This is a genomic window from Burkholderia cepacia complex sp. TUM26381, assembly GCF_057439935.1.
On sequence record NZ_CM172007.1, the window covers coordinates 2,112,087 to 2,130,952 of the forward strand.

An 18,866-nucleotide genomic window follows, 5' to 3' on the forward strand; every position below is an offset into this window, starting at 1 on the left:
AAAGACGAATTTCCATTCGCCATCTTAATGGATGACAATCTTTTCGACACCCTTTCAAGACCGACCAAGATGACGACTTCGCTTTCCTTCGCCACCCTTCCGCTCGCCGTCGCGGCTTTCGTCGCCGGCGCGCTCGTACCGCTGCAGGGCGGCAGCAATGCCGCGCTCGGGCGGGCGCTCGGCCACCCGCTATGGGCCAGCGTCGCGTCGCTGACGGTCAGCCTGCTCGCGGTACTGCCGGTGCTGCTGGCGACGCGCGCGAACGCGCCGCTCGTCGGCGAAGCGCTGCAGCGCCCGCTGTGGATGTGGCTCGGCGGCCTTGCGGGCGTGATCTACATCACGCTCGCGCTGATCCTGACGCCGCGGCTCGGCGCGACGACCTTCATCGTCTGCGTCGTGGCCGGACAGATGCTCGCGTCGCTGCTGATCGATCACTACGGGCTGATGGGCCTCGCGCAACGGCTCGCGACGCCCGGCCGCATCGCGGGCGTCGCGCTGATCTTCGCGGGCATGATCGTCGTGCAATGGCAGACGCCCGCGCCGGTTCCGGCGCGCAGCGCGGCGGCCGCGCAACCCGAACCGCAGCATTGACGGCGACGGTGACGGGCCCGCTGCGGCCGGACGTGCGTCAGCCCGCGAGCTTCTTCAGTGCGTCGAGCACCGCGTCGCCCTTGAACGGCTTCACGATCCAGCCCTTCACGCCGGCGGCCTTGCCGCGCTCCTTCATCGCCGGGCTGCTTTCGGTCGTCAGCATCACGACGTTGACCGTCGCGTTCGCCAGTTCGCCGCGGATCTTCTCGACCATCGTCAGGCCGTCCATGTTCGGCATGTTCACGTCGCTGATCACGAGGCGCACGCCGGGCGTCGCCTTGAGCTTCGCGAGCCCGTCCTTGCCGTCGACGGCCGTCGCGACGTCGAGCCCGTGATTGCGCAGGAAGCCCGCGACTTCGTCGCGCACCGTGCCCGAATCGTCGACCACCAGAATCTTTGCCATGTCGTATTCCCCTTTCCTTGTTGCTGACTTCAAAACAGTTCGAGTTCGCCCGATTCGACCATCGGCCCCACGTCCTGCACCGATTCGCGGAAATCCTCCGGCGACCAGCTCAGGCTGAACACGAAACGCTGGTCGAGGCAGACCGAGCGCCCCGATTGCGGATCGGTCATCCGGTACTTGAAACAGAGCTGCGGACAGTCGCCGCCGAACGAGATGAACTTCTGCTTGTGATTGACGACGAGCGGCACCTGCACCGGATGGCGCGCCAGTGCCTCGGCGTCGCCGAGATAGCGGTTCTTGAACGCGCCCCACACGAGGTTCGTCAGTTCGCCGAGCACGCTGTTCACGTCGCGGAAATCCGGCGCGCGGCCGTCGTCGCGGGTGCCGCCGATCATGTCGAGCAGCGGCTGCTCGCTCGTCTGCAGCAGCATGTAGCCGCGGCACCATGCGCTTTCGAGCGCGATCAGGCTGAACACTTCGCCGAAGATGATCTGGTCGCGGACGATGCACGGCGTGTCGTGCTCGATCGTCATGCCCGGGAACAGGCTGTCGATGCGCGCCTCGGTGATCTCCGAAATGCCGCGCACGAGCGCGTTCGGATAATCGCGGCCGAACAGGTATTCGTCGATTGCGCGCTTGAGCGGCGTCATGTCGTCGGCGACGTACGCCGCGCACGCGACGCGCGCGAGCGCATCCGGCAGCCCGTCGCGCGACGCGAGCGATTCGCGGCGCAGGATGATCGGCAATTCGGGGCGCAGCGCATCGATCTGCGTCGCGATGATCGCGCTCTCGGCCGGCGAGCCGCCGTAATCCTCGGCCAGCAGGATCGCGCCGAGATCGATGTTCGAACGCAGCACCTTCAGCAGCCGGCTGCGCCGCACGGTCAGGCCGACCAGGTTGTGCTCGTCGCAGAAGCGCTTGATCGCTTCGGCATGCATGCGGCTGTCGTCGAGGACGAGCACCTTGCTGACGGGTTGGTCTTCGGTCATCTCAAGATTTCCTGATGGTCGGTCAGAACAGTTCGAGCTCGCCGCCGGAATCCACCGTCGCCGTTTCCGGCACATGGAAATCGACCGGCGCGTTCGCGCACACGCACAGCGTCGCACCGACCCGCACGTCGCCATCGAGCGTCAGGTCGTATGCCGCCACGTAATCGGGGGCGAGCGCGGGCATGTAGTCGATGCTCGCACCGCTCAGCAGATACGGCGTCGACATCCCGAGATCGGGAAACGGCGTGGTCAGCGCCTGGTTGATCGCGCCGCAGCACAGGTTCGCAACTTCCATGAACGCTTCGGGCAGCGGCCGCTGGCTGCTCGTGCCCGCCGTCGTGCCGGCGAAATGGCGGCGGGTCGCGTCGTCGTCACTGAAGCGCAGCGCGAGCAACAGGCGGAAATGCAGCGCGGAGATCGTCAGCACCGTGACATGCTCGGGCACCTTCGGCTTCGAGCGCGGCCGCGCAGACGAGCGATCGGGCCCGTCATGTTCGTGGCCGGCGGACGGCCGGATGTCGCACGCGCCGCCGGACGCGAGCCGCGTACGCGCCGCGTCGAAGAAGATCCGTTCGAAGCCTGCCTTCGCCTGCTCGCTGATCACGCCGCCTCTCCTTCGATGCGCGCGTGCAACTGCCCGGCCAGCGTCTCGACGGTCGCGAGCGCGGCCGTGATCATCTTGCCGCCGGCCTGGATGTCCTGGAACGTCGCGGCCGTCACGAGATCGTTGCGGTTCAGGCTGTCGCGATAGCTGTTCGACAATTGCTGCGAGCGCGCGGCCAGCCCGCGCACCTCGCTCGCGACGATCGAGAAACCGCGCCCGGCCGACCCTGCGCGGGCGGCCTCGATCGATGCGTTGAGCGACACGATCGACACGTGCGCGACGATCGCCGACAGCTCCAGGTTCTTCGTGCGCATGTCATGGTTCTGCGTGGTCAGCGAGATCATCTGCTCGTGCCAGCGCTCGAACGTGCCGGCGAGCCCGCGCAGCCGCGCGGCTTCGTCGGCGATCTTCATCGCATGCTGCGCGAGTGCGGCGCGGTCGGCCGACAGCGCCTGCAGCGCATCGCGCTGCGTGCCGGCCGCGGATACCTCGCTCGCGAGCGCGTCCTGAAGCTGCGCCTCACGGTGCGCCCACGCGTCGGCCGCCTCCGCATGCGCCGACACCGCCTCTTCCGCACGTGCGTCGGCTGCGTCGAGCGCGCCGCGCAACGTATCCGCATCGCGCTCCAGCGCAGCGACGAGCCGTGTGCGCGTCACGCGGAACACGACGGCCGCCACCACCGCGACCACCACGCCGCCCGCCAGCGCGGCGGCCATCTGAATCATCCAAGCCTGCACGATCACTTCGTCACTCCGCTGCGCCGATATCCGCGATGCGCGCACGCGGCTCGTGCACGGTGCCGTGAGCGGCACCATCTGCCGCGAAACGCGCCGGCAGCGACACGATCGTCTCGAACGCGCGATACGGCGCGCCGGCGCGATCGTCGGTGAAGCGCAGCGCGATGTCGCCGCCATCGCGTTTCAGGAAGTTGCGCACCGCGTCCATGCCGACGCCGCGCCCCGACACTTCGGTCACCGTTTGCGCGGTCGAGAAGCCCGGCCGGAAGATCAGCTCGGCAACGTCTTCGTCGGACAGCGCCGCTTCGTTGCCGGCATCGATCCAGCCGCGCTCGCGCGCAATCCCGCGAATCCGGTCGAGCGCGAGGCCGCGGCCGTCGTCGCCGAGCACGAACCACAGCTCGCCGCCGCCCACGCCCACCGCGATGTCGATCGTCCCGGACGCCGCCTTGCCGGCCGCGCGCCGCTCTTCGGACGATTCGATGCCGTGGTCGATCGAATTGCGCAGCAGGTGCATGAACACGTTCTTCAGCGTCGCGGCGATCTCGCTGCGCACGCGCTGGCCGTGGCTGTCGATATGCACGACGGGCGCCGGCTTGCCGAGTTCGGCCGCGAGCGACGGCAGCGACTCGATCACGCCGCCGAGCGCGTCGCCGATGCCCTGCGTGCCGAGCTGGCTCAGCATGCGGCGCACGGCATCGCGTGCCGCGTGCCAGTCGGACGCGTTCGCCGGATCGGCGCCGTCGAGCACGCGCAGGCTCTCGCTGATGTGCGCGCGTTCGACCATCAGGAAGTCGGCGCCGTCCTGCACCGGTTCGCCGCTGCGGCCGAGCGTGACCGCATTGATCGTCGCATAGTGTTCGACGGCGTCGCGCACCCGCGCCAGGTCGTCCATCAGCGCGTCGCGGTTCCACTCGGGGCCACCGTCCGCGCGGCGCAGCGATTCGTACGCCTGCTCCGCTTCGTGGACGATGTTCGTCAGGTGCTGGAGGCTGTACGTCCGCGCATTGCCCTTGATCGTGTGCATGTTGCGGAACAGCGCCGCGACGATCGAATGATCGGCGCGCTCGTGCTGGCGGATCATCCGTTCGTTCTCGCTGAGGAAGCCCTTCGCGCTGTGCACGAAGTCGTGGAACTTGTCCTGGCTGATCGACAGGATCTCGCCGATCATCTCGAGGCGGCGCTGCTGCTCGCCGGCCTGCGCGGTCAGCTCGCGGATTTCGGTCACGTCGCGCACGCACAGCATCAGGCGCACGACCGTGTCGGTCTCGTCGGTGATCGCCGACCAGCTCAGGTCGAGCCACTTCTCGCGGCCGTCGGGCATCCGCTTCGCGACTTCGTTGACGAGCAGGTGCTCGTTGAATTCGAAGTTCATGCTGTCTTCGCCGAGGCACGCATGCACGGCCGCATCGACCTGCGAGCGCGCATCGGCGCCGATCGCCGAATCGTCGAACACGAGCGCCATCAGGTCGCGGCCGGCGATGTCGTTCGTCTCGAAGATGGTTTCGAGGTACGCCGAATACTCCGCATGCACGACACCGCCCTCGACGACGGTCAGGATCCCCTGCTGCATGTTCTGCAGCATCGCCTGGATGTCCGCCGTCTTCTGCTTGAGCTGCGCGGCGTTCTCCTGGATCTTCTCGATCATCCCGTTGAACGCGACGATCGAATGGCCGATTTCGTCCATCCGGCCCACCGGCACGCGGCGCGTGAAATCCTGGCTCGTCGCGATCTCGCTCATCGCCGTCTGCATCCCGATCAGCGGGCGCGTAATCTGGCGATACAGCACGAAGCCGAGCGCGGTCAGCAGCACGATCACCGTGCCGGCGACGCCTGCGATCGCGGTCGCCGTGGTTGCGAGCATCCCGTTCAGCGCGCTGATCGCATCGTCCTTCTGGCGGTTCTTCTCGACCCGCAGCGTGTCGACGATGCTTTCGAGTTCGTCGCGATACTGCGCGACGTTCGCGAACAGGTACGCCTGCGCCATTTCGGCCTTGCCGTCCGCCTTCATCTTCACGGTGTCGTCGATCGCCGCGAAATAGTTCGCGACGCTGTCCTTCGCCTGCGTGACCAGGCCTTCCTGTGCGCGGCCGACCGCCGATTTCGCCTGCACGTCGAGCGCGGCGCGCAGCGCGGCCTGCTTCGCCTTCAGCTCGTCGCGCGCCTGCGCGGCGGTGTTCGCGTCGGGCGCGTAGACGAGCGTCATCGTCGCGATCTGGATGTTCTTCACATCGGCGACGAGATCGGCCGACGCGAGCGCGCTCGGCACGATGCCCTGGGTGACCTGACGCACCTCGGACGCGCTCTTGCGTGTCTGGTACACGGCATAGATGCCGATCGCGGACAGCGCGAAGAACGTCAGGACGACTAGCAGCGTAATGCGATGACGGATGGTCATGAGTACAGCTCCCCGCAGCGATCCGGCTTCGATCGCCCTTTGGTCTATTGAAAGAATGTGAGCGCCGAATTATCGGGGATGGTGTATGACTGTCCGATGACCGAAAATCAATCGGTCATTGACGAAAATGAAATGAATAATTGCGACCGAAAAAGCCTAAAGTTTTTTGCGGATTAGCCGTTAACTTCCGGCCGCCAAGGCCGGTGTGGCTGTGGAGGTTGCAGGATCGGCGAAGTAGCGGATATTCGTTGTTTTATTCGTGTTCCGAAAAATCAATTTTATTGAATGCCGGTAAAACGTTTGCGCATTATCCGTGAGGCGGTTTGTTTTGGCATCTTTTTATAACCGCTGCGGCGCAAGCGCAAAAGTTTCAGGTTGCGCGTCGTTCGCGCGAGCGTTCCGGCCCCGTCGCACGCGACCGGATTCATTCCATTCAGGAAACAATCAATCGCCTCCCGGCGATTCACCTCCCCGTCCGCACGATCTAGACTGTCGCATCGTTTCTCTCTCCGGACCCACGCGATGACCGACGCCCTGCCGCTGACCACCGATCCCGATTCGGGCCTCCAGTACCGGCTGCGCCCGGCTGCCGGCCGCCCCGTCGCACGCCTGTTGCTGCTGCACGGCGTCGGCGGCCACGAAACCAACCTGCTGAACGTGGCCGACGGGGTCGATCCGCGCATCGAAATCGCGTTCGTGCGCGGCCCGCTCACGTTCGGGCCCAATCAGCATGCGTGGTTTCCGGTGCGCTTCGGCCCGAACGGCCCTGAAATCGATGCGGCCCGCGCGGACGCGAGCCGCGTGCAGCTGATCGCGCTGCTGCGTGCCTTCCGTGCGCAGGACGGCGCGGCATCGCGGTTGCCGGCCGTGATCGCCGGCTTCAGCCAGGGCGGCATCATGAGCGCCGCCGTCGGCCTCACGTCGCCGGACGACGTCACCGCGTTCGCCGTGCTGTGCGGGCGCATCCTGCCGGAAATCGATCCGCTGATCGCACCGCGCGACGCGCTTCGCCCGCTCCATGCGTTGATCGTCCACGGCCGCTTCGACGACAAGCTGCCCGTCGCCTGGGCCGACACGGCCGACGCGAAGCTCACGGCGCTCGGCGTCGCGCACGATACGCGCCTGTACGCGGCCGGGCACGAACTGACTGCGGAAATGGCCGGTGATTTCGGTCGGTGGGTCGGCGAGCGTACCGGGCTGAACCGACCTTGAACTGACCGCGCCGGCAAGCCGGCCCGCGAACGGGCCAGCGCATGCCGTCACGCGTTATGCGCAGGATCGGCAACGGCACGCGCAGAGGCAGGCGCGGCAACCGCCGGCTCGCGCTCGGCGCCGCGCTTCGCCAGCTTCCAGCCGACCGCCAGTGCTAGCACCACCACCGGAATCGTCGCGACCGTCCACGTGCCGCCCGGATAGTCGAACGCCATCAGCACCAGCACACCGGCCAGGAACGCGAGCGTGAGCCACGATGTGACCGGCGCGCCGGGCATCCGGAACGACACGGCCTTCAACTCACCGCGATCGACCGCGCGGCGGAACAGGATCTGGCACATCACGATGAAGCCCCACGTCGTGATGATTCCGAGCGACGCCATGTTCAGCACGATCTCGAACGCCTGCGCCGGGACGATATAGTTCAGCGGCACGCCGATCGCATTGATCGCGACCGTGATCAGGATCCCGCCGTACGGCACGCCGCGCGCATTCATCCGCGATACGAAGCGCGGCGCCGATCCGCCCATCGCGAGCGAGCGCAGCACGCGTCCGGTCGAATAAAGGCCGGAATTCAGGCTCGACAGCGCGGCGGTCAGCACCACGACGTTCATCACCGTGCCGACGTACGGCACGCCGAGCTTGCTGAAGAACGTGACGAACGGGCTTTCGTGCGCGCTGTACGCGGTCCACGGCAGCAGCATCGTCAGCAGCACGACCGAACCGACGTAGAACAATGCAATGCGCCACATCACGCTGTTGATCGCCTTCGGCAGCACCTTGCGCGCATCGGCGGTCTCGCCCGCCGCGACGCCGACGAGCTCGATGCTCGCATACGCGAACACGACGCCCTGCACGATCAGCACGGCCGGCAGGATGCCGTGCGGAAAGATCCCGCCGTGATCCGCGACGAGATGAAGCCCCGGCATCTGCCCCGCAACCGGATGGCCGCTCGCGAGAAACACGGCGCCGACCGCGAGGAACACCGCGAGCGTGCCGACCTTGACGAGCGAGAACCAGAACTCCATCTCGCCGAACACCTTCACGCCGATCATGTTCATCACCGACACGATCCCGAGCGCGCCAAGCGCGAACACCCATTGCGGCACGTCGGTGAACACGGCCCAGTACTTCATGTAGATCGCGACCGCGGTGATGTCGACGATGCCGGTCGTCGCCCAGTTCAGGTAGTACATCCAGCCGGCGACGAACGACGCGCGCTCGCCCATGAACTCGCGTGCGTAGGACACGAAGCTGCCGCTGGTCGGCCGGTGCATCACGAGCTCGCCGAGCGCGCGCATGATCAGGAACGCGAACACGCCGCACACGAGATACACGAGCGCCAGCGCGGGCCCCGCGCTTTGCAGGCGCCCGCCCGCGCCGAGAAAAAGGCCGGTGCCGATCGCACCGCCCATCGCGATCATCTGCACGTGCCGCGGCTTCAGCTGTTTCGCATAGCCGGCTTCGTGCGCCGCGAACATCGCATCGGGATCGGCATGGCGGGAATCCGCGCCGCCGGCCGCATCGGCCGGGCGCTCGCTGGTGTGTTTCATCGTCAGTCTCCGTTGTTTGTTGGTGTGTCGCGCCCCGCTCCGGGGCGCTTTCGGACCGGCCATGCGCCGGCCGCCGTCAAAGCACGCGCGGCCGGATCAGCGCTTCGGGTTGCAGCGCCTCGTCGAGCTGCGCGACGGTCATCAGCGCGCGCTCCAGCACGACCTCGCGGATCGATTTGCCGGTTGCGTGCGCTTCGGCGGCGACGGCGGTCGCACGCTTGTAGCCGATGTACGGGTTCAGCGCGGTGGCCAGCGCGACCGAGCGCTCCATCGTGTCGCGCAGCCGCTCGGGGTTCGCGGTGATCCCGCTCACGCAGCGCTCCGCGAGCGTCGTGCAGGCGGCCGTCAGATGGCTGAAGCTGCGGAACAGCGCGCTCGCGATCACCGGCTCGAACGCGTTGAGCTGCAGCTGCCCGGCCTCGGCCGCGAAGGTCACGGTCAGGTCGTTGCCGAACACCTCGAACGCGACCTGGTTGACGACCTCCGGAATTACCGGATTCACCTTGCCGGGCATGATCGACGAGCCGGCCTGCATGGGCGGCAGGTTGATCTCGCCGAAACCGGCGCGCGGGCCGCTCGACAGCAGCCGCAGGTCGTTGCAGATCTTCGACAGCTTGACCGCGATGCGCTTGAGCACGCCCGACACCTGCACGAACGCGCCGCAATCCTGCGTCGCCTCGATCAGGTTCGGCGCTGTGCTCAGGTCGAGCCCGGTGAGGCGCCGCAGCGCGGCCAGCGCCTTCTCCGCGTACTGCGGATGCGCGGTGATCCCCGTGCCGATCGCAGTCGCCCCGAGATTGATCTCGCGAATCAGCCAGCCGGCTTCCTGCAGCCGCGCGATGTCTTCCGTCAGCATCACCGCGTAGGTCGAGAATTCCTGACCGAGCGTCATCGGCACCGCGTCCTGCAACTGCGTGCGGCCGAGCTTCAGCAGGCCCGCGAATGCGTCGGCCCGTTCGGCGAACGCATCGCGCAGCCGCGCCATCGCTTCGAGCAGGTGTTCGACCGCGAAGCACGTCGCAACGCGGATCGCGGTCGGGTAGACGTCGTTGGTGCTCTGCGCGAGATTGACGTGCTCGTTCGGGTGCAGGTATTCGTACTGCCCGCGCGCGTGCCCCATGATTTCGAGCGCGCGGTTGCAGATCACCTCGTTCGCGTTCATGTTGGTCGACGTGCCGGCGCCGCCCTGAATGACGTCGACGACGAACTGGTCGTGCAGGCGCCCTTCACGGATCTCGACGCACGCGGCGGCGATCGCATCGCGGTGTGGCCGCGACAGCAGCCCGAGTTCGCAATTGGCGTCGGCCGCCGCTTCCTTCACGGCCGCGAGCGCCATCACGAGGTACGGCAGCGACGCAATGGTGCGGCCCGAAATGTCGAAATTCTCTTTCGCGCGCAGCGTATGGACGCCGTAATAGGCATCCACCGGAATGCTTCGTTTACCTAAAAGATCCGCTTCGACGCGGAAGCCGTTTTCTGTCATCGTGCCCTCCTGAATGTCTCGTGCCGCTCGCCGTGAACCGCTTCCCGACGCGACGGGTTCGCATTCTATGCCTTTGCAAAAACAAGCTCGCCTCTGTATTATCGAAAGCGGTTTTGCGTGGGACGCAACAGCGAGAATCGAATGAAGAAAGGCGCAAGAGAAACCGGCATCGATCATCTGGGCGCGATGCGCGCGTTCGTGAAAGTGGTCGAAACGGGGAGTTTTTCGGCGGTCGCGAAGGAGATGCACGTATCGACGTCGACCGTCGCGCGCAAGGTCACGGCGATCGAGGACGCACTCGGCGTCGCGCTGCTGCACCGCTCCACGCACAGCGTGACGCTCACCGAAGCCGGCCACATCTACCTGGAACGCGCGGTCACGCTGATCGCCGATCTCGACGACACGCTGCGTGTCGTCGCCGAGCTGAATGCGCAGCCGAGCGGCCCGCTGAAGCTCACCGCGCCGGTCGCGTTCGGCCGCCGCCATCTCGCGCCGCTGGTCGCGCCGTTTCTCGCACGCTATCCGACGATCCAGCTCGACGTGCGGCTCACCGACAACCACAACGACCTCGTGGCCGGCGGGTTCGATCTCGACATTCACGAAGGCGAGAATTACCTGGACAACCTGGTCGTCCACCGGCTGTCGCGCAACGACAGCATCCTGTGTGCGACGCCCGGCTATCTGGATCGCTGCGGTCGCCCCGCGACGCCGGACGACCTGAAGCAGCACAACTGCCTGCGCTACGCGCACCCGGAAGGCGATCCGCGCTGGCATCTCGCGCGCGACGACGCGCAGCACAGCGTGCTGCCGGCCGGCAATCTCGTCACCGATCATTCGGAACTGCTGCTCGAAGCGACCAGCGCGGGGCTCGGCATCGCGGAGTTCGAAATCTGGCTGGTACGCGACCTGCTCGCGAGCGGCCGGCTCGAAGCCGTGCTGCCGCGTTACCGGCTGCAGAACCGGCTGACGGGCGAATTCATCTACATCGCGTATCTGGCGAACCGGCGCAGCTCGGCGAAGCTACGCGTGCTGAAGGATTTTCTCGCGGAACACCTCGCGCAGATCGGCGAGCTGTCGGAACTGGAGCTTGCGAGGATTCGCGGGGGGCGCGTGTAACTCGCGCGTTCATTCGCACCCGCCCGCCAGCCGGTCAGCGAGCGGGCGCGCGCCGCTGCAGGCGCCCCGGATCGCGGGCCGGCGGCAGCGGCGCGGCGACGGCGCTCAGGCCGCCTGCAATTCGAACGGGAACGTTGCGTGCCCGAACTCGACGCCCTGCGTGTTGAGCATCGGCGGCCGGTGGAAGCCGGCCAGTTGCGCGCGCTGTGCGGCCGTTCCGATCCGCAGCCGCTCGAGGACTTCGCTGACGACCATGTAGAGCACGTCGACATTGCCGTCCTCGATCTTCACCGAGATGCCGAGCGCGCCATCCGCGCCGAGCTGCCGCGTGCGCTCCGATGCGCGCACGCCGATCCCGTAGCACGCATCGGCGCCGAGCTTGCCGACCACCTGCCCGTCGAACGCGTTCATCAGCACCGTGCAATAGCGGCCGTCGCCTGCGACCAGTTCCGGATAGGCCGTCATCGCGCGATGAATGCGCGCCAGTGCGCGAACGCGATCGGTTACCGCGCCGCCCGCCTCCACCGCGTCCGCGCCGTCGGCCAGCGACGCGTACAGACGCGCGAGCCGATCCAGCGGGAACGCCGGCGTCGGCAGGTTGCACCCGTCGATACTCCAGTCCACCTCGTCGTCGCGCAGGCCGCACGCGTCGGCCACCCCATGCTTGACGCGCACCTGCATCGGATGGTCCGGCAGATGGTAGTCGGCGATTGCCGCGCCGATCGCCTGCGCGCCGGCCAGCATCCCGACATGCTTGCCCGAACAGTTGCTGCACACGCCGGTCGGCGTGTAGTCGCGCTTGATCCATGCTCGATACACCGCATCGGACAACGGCGGATGGCCGCCGCAACGCAGATCCGATTCGTGCGCGGCCACCTTCGCGAGCATGGCCCGCGTGCGTTCGATGTGACGGTCCTCGCTGCTGTGCGACGCGCACATCAGCGCGATGTCCGCATCGTCGAAGCCGAAGCGCTCCACCGCGCCCGTCTCGATCACCGACAACGCCTGCGCCGGCTTGGCCGCCGAGCGCGCGAGCGTCATCCGGAACGGATCGCCGAACCGGGCCAGCAACCTGCCGCGTGCGTCCACGACCGCCACATGGGCGACGTGCGTGTTCTCGATCGTATTGCCGCGGTACGTGACGACCGCTGCGCGTGGGGTGTCCATCGTGTCTTGTCTCCTTGCTCCGGGCCTGACTGCCGGGGCCCGTCCAACCGGTACCGCAGTGTAGCGAGTCGCCGCCGCCACGCGCCGGCCGTGCAATGGAAAGCGGTGTTGCACACGACGCAAAGGCAATCGCGCCCCCACGAATGCCTGACTGAATTAGTACAAAAACCATTCGATCGTTTACATATTTGGTACTAATCCGTACAATTGCGACCGCAAACGCGAATCATACGCATTTACATTGACGTTTTCCGATGCTGCGGACTGTGCTGTCCGCATCGCGAAAACGCGCCCGTTCACCGAACCTTCCGCTGCTTCCCGATATGCCTGCCCAGTTCAAGACGAGGCCTCGCGCCCTCGTGTCGGCGCTGACCTGCTCCGTTTTCCTGACGCCGCTGCTCGCTTCCGCCGCAACCGCTCCCGTTGCCGTTCCCGCCCCTGCCGCCGACCAGCCCGCGCCGGCCGCCGACGTACCGGCGACGCTGCCGACGATCGCGGTCCAGTCGTCCGCGCTGTCGGACATGCAGGTGAAGCGTTCGCCGTCGTACAAGTTCACCGCGCCGCTGCTCGACACGCCGCGCTCGGTCACGGTGATTCCCGAGCAGCTGATCAAGGAAAAGAACGTCACGTCGTTCGCGGACGCGCTGCGTTCGGTGCCCGGCATCACGTTCCTCGGCGGCGACGCGGCCGCGAACCCGTCGGCCGACCGTCCGGTGATCCGCGGCTTCGAATCGCGCAACTCGATCTTCGTCGACGGCATGCGCGACTCCGGGCTGCAGAACCGAGAGACGTTCGCGGTCGAGCAGATCAGCGTGATCAAGGGCCCCGACTCGGTCTACGCGGGCCGCGGCTCGGTGGGCGGCAGCATCGACATCGTCACGAAGACGCCGAAGAACGACGATTTCATCAACAGCAGCATCGGCTTCGGCACCGACGGTTACAAGCGCGCGACGGTCGACGCGAACCGCAAGATCAACGACACGACGGCCGTGCGCCTGAACGTGATGGGGCACGACGCGAACCAGGCCGGCCGCAACGACGTGTACAACAAGCGCTGGGGCGTCGCGCCGTCGATCGTGTTCGGGCTGAACACGCCGACCACGGTCACGGTCAGCTACTACCACATGAACTCGTACGACATGCCGGACTTCAGCGTGCCGTTCCGCGCGTCGGGCGGCACGCCGGTGCCGACCGATCGCGGGCAGTTCTTCGGGCTGAACACGCGCGACTACCGCTACGGGCAGACCGACACCGGCGAAGTGCGCGTCGAGCACAAGATCAACGACGACTGGAAGCTGAAGAACACGACGATGTTCGGCCGCTCGACGCTCGATTACGTCGCGACGAATCCGCAGATCCTCGCGTCGAACCCGAATATGCTGAGCCTGCAGGCAAAGAGCGGCAAGTACGCGCTCAACGGCTTCTCGAACCAGACCGAAGTCACCGGCAGCGCGAGCCTGTTCGGCATGAAGCACACGATGACGGCCGGCGTCGAGTTCAGCCACGAACAGGCGCGCTACGAGGGCTATCTCGTGTCGGATTCGGCCGGCAACAACATCCGCTCGGGCGGCCCGTGCTCGGTGGCCGGCAACTGCACGCCGCTCGCCGGCGGCTGGAACCCGAACATGCCGTGGACCGGCAACATCGTGCTGAACGGCGACAAGGGCTTCCCCGGCGCGACGACGAACACGCGCACCGATACGGTGTCCGCGTACCTCTTCGACACGGTCAAGCTGTCCGAACGCTGGCAGTTCAACACGGGGCTGCGTTTCGATCGTTACGACACGACCGGCAAGCAGGCCGGCGTCGCCGACCTGTCGAATACGTCGAACCTGTTCAGCTACCAGTTCGGCCTCGTGTTCAAGCCGGTGACCAACGTGAGCCTGTACGCGTCGTACGGCACGTCGTCGAACCCGCCGGGCTCGAACGGCGGCCTCGGCGGCGGCACCGACCAGATCACCGCGACGAACCAGGACCTCGCGCCCGAGCGCTCGCGCAACATCGAGATCGGCGCGAAGTGGGACGTGCTGCAGGACCAGCTGTCGCTGACGTCGGCCCTGTTCCAGACCGAAAAGACCAACGCGCGCGTGAGCGACGGCCTCGGTCATACGGTCAACGCGGGCAAGCAGCGCGTACGCGGCTTCGAATTCGGCTTCGCGGGCAACCTGACGCCGAAGTGGCACGTGTTCGGCGGCTACTCGTACCTGAACGCGATCACGACCGACGCAGGCCCCGGCAGCCCGGGCGCCTCGGGCCTGCCGATGGTGATGGTGCCGAAGCACAACTTCACGCTGTGGACGAGCTACGACGTGATGCCGAAGCTCACGCTCGGCGCGGGCGCGACGGTGATGAGCCAGACCTATGCGTCCGTGTCGGCGACGACCAGGAAGTGGACGCCCGGCTATGCCCGTTTCGACGCGGCCGCGACGTGGCGCGTGAACAAGACGATGGACGTGCAGCTGAACGTGCAGAACCTGTTCGACAAGAAGTATTACGCGAGCGCGTACCCGATCTACGCAACGTGGGCGCCGGGCCGTTCGGCGATGGTCACGCTCAACTTCTATCAGTAACGCCGATGGCGGCGGGAGGGGGCGATGCGCCCTTCCCCGCCTCGCTCACCACGGCAGCGAATACGTCTTCACGTTCGTGAAGCTCTTCATCGCTTCCTGCACGCCCTCCTTGTACCCGAGCCCCGAATCCTTCACGCCGCCGAACGGCGTCAGTTCGAGCCGGTAGCCGGGCACTTCGCGCACGTTCACGCTGCCGACTTCCAGCTCGGTGATGAAGCGCGTGATGTGGTCGAAGCGGTTCGTGCACACCGACGACGACAGCGCGTAGTCGGTGCTGTTCGACATCCGGATCGCTTCGTCGATGTCGCGAAAGCGCATGATCGGCGACACCGGGCCGAACGTCTCGTACTTCACGAGCGGCATGTCGGGCGTCACACGGTCGATCACCGTCGGCGAATACAGCGCGCCGTCGCGCACGTTGCCGACCAGCAGCCTCGCCCCGCGCGAAATCGCGTCATTCACCTGCTGCTCGCAGAACTTCGCGGCCGCCTCGTCGATCACAGTGCCCATGTCGACCGACGGATCGGATGGATTGCCGTACGACCACGCACGCGTTTTTTCAACGACCAACTCGGTGAAGCGATCGGCCACCGACTCGTGCACGAGCATCCGCTTGATCGCCGTGCAACGCTGCCCCGAATTCTTGTACGAGCCCGACACCGCGAGCGTGCTCGCCTCGTCGAGATCGGCGTCTTCCATCACGATGATCGGATCGTTGCCGCCGAGTTCGAGCACCGCGCGCCGGTAGCCCATCCGCGATGCGATCGACTTGCCGATCGACACGCCGCCGGTGAACGTGATGAGATCGATCGCCGGGTTCGTGATCAGCTCGTCGGCGATCTCCCTCGGATCGCCGGTGATCACCTGCAGCATCTGCGGCGGCAAGCCGGCCTCATACAGGATGTCGGCAAAGAGGTAACACGACAGCGGCACCTTCTCCGACGGCTTCACGACGATCCGGTTGTTGGTCGCGACCGACGGCACGATCTTGTGCGCGACCTGGTTCATCGGGTGGTTGAACGGCGTGATCGCCGAAATCACGCCGAGCAGCGGATCGCGCTGCGTGTACACGCGGCGTTTCTTGCCGTGCGGTGTCAGGTCGCACGAAAAGATCTGCCCGTCGTCCTTCAGCACTTCACCGGCGCCGAACGTCAGCACGTCGGCCACGCGGCCCGCTTCGTATGTCGAATCCTTGATGCACAAGCCGGCCTCTGCCGTGATCAGCGCCGCGATCTCCGCCGTGCGCGAGCGCACGATGTCGGCCGCACGGCGCAGGATCGCCGCGCGGTCGTGGCGCGTAAGCGTCGGCCGGTACGCAACCGCAAACGCGCGGCGCACGTCGTCCAGCGTCGCCTTCGGCACGGTGCCGACCAGCGTGCCGTCGTACGGGTTGCGCACGTCGATGACTGCGTCGCGCCACACGCGCTGCCCGTCGATGCGCAACGCTTCGTGCCGCACGCCGGATGCGGGAATCGGTTTCAGGACCGTGCTCATGTCGTCTCCGTCTTGGGGGCGCGTGATCGTGGCCACGCTTTCGGCTAATGCAGTGATTGCCGCGCGGGCTAGCGAACCACCACCAGCCCTTCGTATTCGAGGCAGCGGCACAGCGTCGCCCATGCCGGCGTATCGGGCCATTCACGCGCACGGGCGTCGATGCGAATCGGCCGCCCGAATTCGCGCGACACGCACGCCAGCAGCGTGTGCGCGATGCCGCTGCGCCGGTAGGCCGGTTCGACGTACAGCCGCGTGAGCGACGGCGATCGCGCGGCACCACCGCCGTCGTCGATACCGAGTTCGCCGATCGCCTCGTCGTCGCGATATGCGACCGCTGTCGCGCGCGCGTCGTCGAACACGATGCGGATCACGCGCGCGCAGCGATCCCTGAACACGACGACGTGCATGGCGCCCTCCGGATGTCGATGCCGGCGAACGCGACACGCGCACGCCTCCCTGCGCCCCCGTACCGGGGAGTTATCCGGATCGTCCGGGCGCGACGAGTTGAGTATCGTCTTGCCACGTCGGCACGCAGTAGTGCCAGTCGGCACATTTCATTGAGTCCACATCCGCGGCGCGACACGCGTATTCTCGCGACACCGCGCCCCTCGCGGGCCTGCGCCCCACCGCGCGCACCGCCTCGCGTTTTCCGTACCGATCACAGGAGGAAGCATGCCGAGTCGTACCCCGACCGCCCTATGGGCCCAGCAGTTCCGGCGGTCGTCGGCGTCGAGCCTGCAGGACCAGATCCGGCGCATGCTGGTGGCCGCGATCCTCGACGGCCAGCTCGCGCCCGATGCCGCACTGCCGTCGAGCCGCGAACTTGCCGACCAGCTCGGCGTCGCGCGCAACACCGTCGTGCTCGCGTACCAGATGCTCGTCGAAGAGGGCTACCTGATCTCGCGCGAACGCAGCGGGCACTTCGTGAACCCGAAGATGCTCGAGGGCGTACCGGGCTTCGCGACTGCCAAGCCCGATGCGCAGGTTGCCGGCAACGACGACACGCCAGGCCGCCCCGCATGGGAGAAGCGCATCGCGCATCCGCCGTCGAGGCAGCGCAACATCGTGAAGCCCGCGAACTGGCAGCACTATGAGTTTCCGTTCATCTACGGGCAGTTCGACCAGTCGCTGTTCCCGACCAACGACTGGCGCGAGTGCTGCCTGAAGGCGTTGTCGGTGATGGAGATCCGCAACTGGGCGCCCGACCTGATCGAGCGCGACGACGAATCGCTGATCCAGCAGATCCGCACGCGCGTGCTGCCGCGGCGCGGCGTGTTCGCGATGCCCGACGAGATCGTCGTCACGAACGGCTGCCAGCAGGCGCTGTACCTGATCGCGGACCTGCTGTGCGGCAAGCACACGACGGTCGGCTTCGAAAACCCCGGCTATCCCGACGCGCGCAACATCTTCGAGAACCGCAATGCGCGGCTGCTGCCGCTGCCCGTCGACGGCCACGGGATCGCGCCCGACGCGCTCGGCGACACGCTGTCGCGCTGCGACTACGTGTACGTGACGCCGAGCCACCAGTGCCCGACCACCGCGACGATGCCGGTCGAGCGCCGCCGCGCGCTGCTCGATTGCGCGCAGCAGCATGATTTCGTGATCATCGAGGACGACTACGAGAGCGAGAACACGTTCTCCGGCACGCCGCATCCGGCGCTGAAGAGCCTCGATACGGCCGACCGCGTGATCTACGTCGGCAGCCTGTCGAAGACGTTCGCGCCGGGCCTGCGGCTCGGCTACGTGGTCGGGCCGCGCGAGCTGATCCGCGAACTGCGCGCGCTGCGGCGGCTGATGGTGCGCCATCCGGTCGCGTACATCCAGCGCGCGTTCGCGACCTTCCTCGCACTCGGCCATCACGACGCGCTGCTGCGCCGGCTGGCCCATGCGTACAGCGAACGCTCGCAGGCGCTGATGGCCGCGCTCGATGCGCATGTGCCGGAAGCGCGCCATGTGCGCGTGACGGGGGGGGCTTCGTGCTGGGTCGAGGGGCCGCCGTGGCTCGACGCCACGCGTCTCGCGACCGACGCGCAGGAAGCCGGCATCCTCATCGAGCCGGGGAACGTGTTCTTCATGGACGACGCGGGCGACGCGCGACGCTGCTTCCGGATGGGCTTCTCCGCGATTCCGCTCGAGCGGATCGAACCCGGCGTGCGGGCGCTGGCGGAATGCATGCGGTCGCAAAAGCCGGACGCCTGACCGGATGCGGACAGGTATCGCGCAGCGGATCGCGCGACGTCCCTCTCTCATCGATCAGCATCACGCATCCGGCAACGATCCCGACTTTCGTTGCACTGGAAGCATGTCATCCGTGCCGCGCGCGTCGCTCCCCTGCGACGCGCGCGGATGCCCGTCGCAACGACCGATCGCGCTGCCCTGAAGAGCAACTCGCAGCCTCGCGCCCGCGGGCTGCCTTTCAAGTACCGGCCGCCCTCACGCGCGCACGCAACACGCCTCGACTCGATCGGCACATTGCTACCCGCCTCGTCGCACGACACCGCGTTCGCCGCTCGCGCTCCGAATCCGTTTCGCTCGCCGATACCGCGCCA

At 66.8% G+C, this 18,866-nt stretch carries 15 protein-coding genes; 5 read left to right on the forward strand and 10 right to left on the reverse strand.

Annotation, left to right across the window (positions count from 1 at the left end; translation table 11 throughout):
- Positions 1-69 precede the first annotated feature (69 nt).
- Positions 70-591, forward strand: coding sequence for a DMT family transporter (locus tag ACWMMN_RS26150; RefSeq protein ID WP_059237101.1), 522 nt, complete (start codon positions 70-72; stop codon positions 589-591).
- 37 nt (positions 592-628) lie between these two features.
- Here ACWMMN_RS26150 and ACWMMN_RS26155 read toward each other — a convergent pair whose 3' ends face one another.
- The 5 genes from ACWMMN_RS26155 to ACWMMN_RS26175 are packed head-to-tail and all read right to left on the reverse strand — an operon-like array spanning position 629 to position 5,722.
- The gene (locus tag ACWMMN_RS26155; protein ID WP_031401467.1) at positions 629-994 is read right to left on the reverse strand and encodes a response regulator; all 366 of its coding nucleotides are present in this window, start codon (positions 992-994) and stop codon (positions 629-631) included.
- Between the two features lie 29 nt (positions 995-1,023).
- Positions 1,024-1,983 (reverse strand): chemotaxis protein CheX, encoded by a 960-nt coding sequence (locus tag ACWMMN_RS26160; RefSeq protein WP_059237102.1) that lies wholly within the window; start codon positions 1,981-1,983, stop codon positions 1,024-1,026.
- A 22-nt stretch (positions 1,984-2,005) separates the two neighbouring features.
- Positions 2,006-2,587 (reverse strand): hypothetical protein, encoded by a 582-nt coding sequence (locus tag ACWMMN_RS26165; RefSeq protein ID WP_059237103.1) that lies wholly within the window; start codon positions 2,585-2,587, stop codon positions 2,006-2,008.
- Positions 2,584-3,312, reverse strand: coding sequence for a methyl-accepting chemotaxis protein (locus ACWMMN_RS26170; RefSeq protein ID WP_059240753.1), 729 nt, complete (start codon positions 3,310-3,312; stop codon positions 2,584-2,586). The genes ACWMMN_RS26165 and ACWMMN_RS26170 overlap by 4 nt, the downstream gene beginning before the upstream one ends.
- A 22-nt stretch (positions 3,313-3,334) precedes the next feature.
- The gene (locus tag ACWMMN_RS26175) at positions 3,335-5,722 is read right to left on the reverse strand and encodes an MCP four helix bundle domain-containing protein (RefSeq protein WP_059237104.1); all 2,388 of its coding nucleotides are present in this window, start codon (positions 5,720-5,722) and stop codon (positions 3,335-3,337) included.
- Between the two features lie 522 nt (positions 5,723-6,244).
- Between ACWMMN_RS26175 and ACWMMN_RS26180 the strand changes: the two genes are divergently transcribed.
- Complete coding sequence (locus tag ACWMMN_RS26180; RefSeq protein ID WP_059237105.1) at positions 6,245-6,934, forward strand: alpha/beta hydrolase; 690 nt, start codon at positions 6,245-6,247, stop codon at positions 6,932-6,934.
- 47 nt (positions 6,935-6,981) lie between these two features.
- On the opposite strand, the gene ACWMMN_RS26185 is transcribed toward ACWMMN_RS26180, so the two are convergent.
- Positions 6,982-8,487 carry an amino acid permease gene (locus ACWMMN_RS26185; RefSeq protein WP_059237106.1) on the reverse strand — a complete coding sequence of 502 codons (1,506 nt, stop codon included), beginning with the start codon at positions 8,485-8,487 and terminating at the stop codon, positions 6,982-6,984.
- 76 nt (positions 8,488-8,563) lie between these two features.
- Positions 8,564-9,970 (reverse strand): aspartate ammonia-lyase, encoded by a 1,407-nt coding sequence (locus tag ACWMMN_RS26190; protein ID WP_059237107.1) that lies wholly within the window; start codon positions 9,968-9,970, stop codon positions 8,564-8,566.
- 141 nt (positions 9,971-10,111) lie between these two features.
- On the opposite strand from ACWMMN_RS26190, the gene ACWMMN_RS26195 reads away from it, so the two are divergent.
- Positions 10,112-11,086 carry a LysR family transcriptional regulator gene (locus ACWMMN_RS26195; protein WP_174991906.1) on the forward strand — a complete coding sequence of 325 codons (975 nt, stop codon included), beginning with the start codon at positions 10,112-10,114 and terminating at the stop codon, positions 11,084-11,086.
- A gap of 105 nt (positions 11,087-11,191) precedes the next feature.
- Here the strand turns inward: ACWMMN_RS26195 and ACWMMN_RS26200 are convergent, their stop codons facing one another.
- Positions 11,192-12,253, reverse strand: a complete 1,062-nt coding sequence (locus tag ACWMMN_RS26200) for an asparaginase (protein WP_059237109.1) — start codon at positions 12,251-12,253, stop codon at positions 11,192-11,194.
- 323 nt (positions 12,254-12,576) lie between these two features.
- Here ACWMMN_RS26200 and ACWMMN_RS26205 point away from each other — a divergent pair, with 323 nt between their 5' ends.
- A complete protein-coding gene (locus ACWMMN_RS26205; protein WP_486423321.1) occupies positions 12,577-14,823 on the forward strand; it encodes a TonB-dependent receptor in 2,247 nt (748 codons plus the stop codon).
- Between the two features lie 45 nt (positions 14,824-14,868).
- On the opposite strand, the gene phnY is transcribed toward ACWMMN_RS26205, so the two are convergent.
- Complete coding sequence (gene phnY / locus ACWMMN_RS26210) at positions 14,869-16,317, reverse strand: phosphonoacetaldehyde dehydrogenase (RefSeq protein WP_486423322.1); 1,449 nt, start codon at positions 16,315-16,317, stop codon at positions 14,869-14,871.
- Between the two features lie 68 nt (positions 16,318-16,385).
- A complete protein-coding gene (locus ACWMMN_RS26215; RefSeq protein ID WP_174991908.1) occupies positions 16,386-16,724 on the reverse strand; it encodes a GNAT family N-acetyltransferase in 339 nt (112 codons plus the stop codon).
- Positions 16,725-16,989: 265 nt separating this feature from the next.
- Here ACWMMN_RS26215 and pdxR point away from each other — a divergent pair, with 265 nt between their 5' ends.
- On the forward strand, positions 16,990-18,516 hold the full coding sequence (pdxR, locus tag ACWMMN_RS26220) for a MocR-like pyridoxine biosynthesis transcription factor PdxR (protein ID WP_486423323.1): 1,527 nt from the start codon (positions 16,990-16,992) through the stop codon (positions 18,514-18,516).
- Positions 18,517-18,866 lie beyond the last annotated feature (350 nt).

Bases quoted from the DNA above. Each gene is read 5' to 3' on its own strand.
- ACWMMN_RS26180 (WP_059237105.1), top strand. From the start codon at position 6,245: ATGACCGACGCCCTGCCGCTGACCACCGATCCCGATTCGGGCCTCCAG.
- ACWMMN_RS26150 (WP_059237101.1), top strand. From the start codon at position 70: ATGACGACTTCGCTTTCCTTCGCCACCCTTCCGCTCGCCGTCGCGGCT.
- ACWMMN_RS26215 (WP_174991908.1), bottom strand. From the start codon at position 16,724: ATGCACGTCGTCGTGTTCAGGGATCGCTGCGCGCGCGTGATCCGCATC.
- phnY (WP_486423322.1), bottom strand. From the start codon at position 16,317: ATGAGCACGGTCCTGAAACCGATTCCCGCATCCGGCGTGCGGCACGAA.
- ACWMMN_RS26170 (WP_059240753.1), bottom strand. From the start codon at position 3,312: ATGATTCAGATGGCCGCCGCGCTGGCGGGCGGCGTGGTGGTCGCGGTG.
- ACWMMN_RS26205 (WP_486423321.1), top strand. From the start codon at position 12,577: ATGCCTGCCCAGTTCAAGACGAGGCCTCGCGCCCTCGTGTCGGCGCTG.
- ACWMMN_RS26195 (WP_174991906.1), top strand. From the start codon at position 10,112: ATGAAGAAAGGCGCAAGAGAAACCGGCATCGATCATCTGGGCGCGATG.
- ACWMMN_RS26175 (WP_059237104.1), bottom strand. From the start codon at position 5,722: ATGACCATCCGTCATCGCATTACGCTGCTAGTCGTCCTGACGTTCTTC.
- pdxR (WP_486423323.1), top strand. From the start codon at position 16,990: ATGCCGAGTCGTACCCCGACCGCCCTATGGGCCCAGCAGTTCCGGCGG.
- ACWMMN_RS26160 (WP_059237102.1), bottom strand. From the start codon at position 1,983: ATGACCGAAGACCAACCCGTCAGCAAGGTGCTCGTCCTCGACGACAGC.
- ACWMMN_RS26155 (WP_031401467.1), bottom strand. From the start codon at position 994: ATGGCAAAGATTCTGGTGGTCGACGATTCGGGCACGGTGCGCGACGAA.
- ACWMMN_RS26185 (WP_059237106.1), bottom strand. From the start codon at position 8,487: ATGAAACACACCAGCGAGCGCCCGGCCGATGCGGCCGGCGGCGCGGAT.
- ACWMMN_RS26200 (WP_059237109.1), bottom strand. From the start codon at position 12,253: ATGGACACCCCACGCGCAGCGGTCGTCACGTACCGCGGCAATACGATC.
- ACWMMN_RS26190 (WP_059237107.1), bottom strand. From the start codon at position 9,970: ATGACAGAAAACGGCTTCCGCGTCGAAGCGGATCTTTTAGGTAAACGA.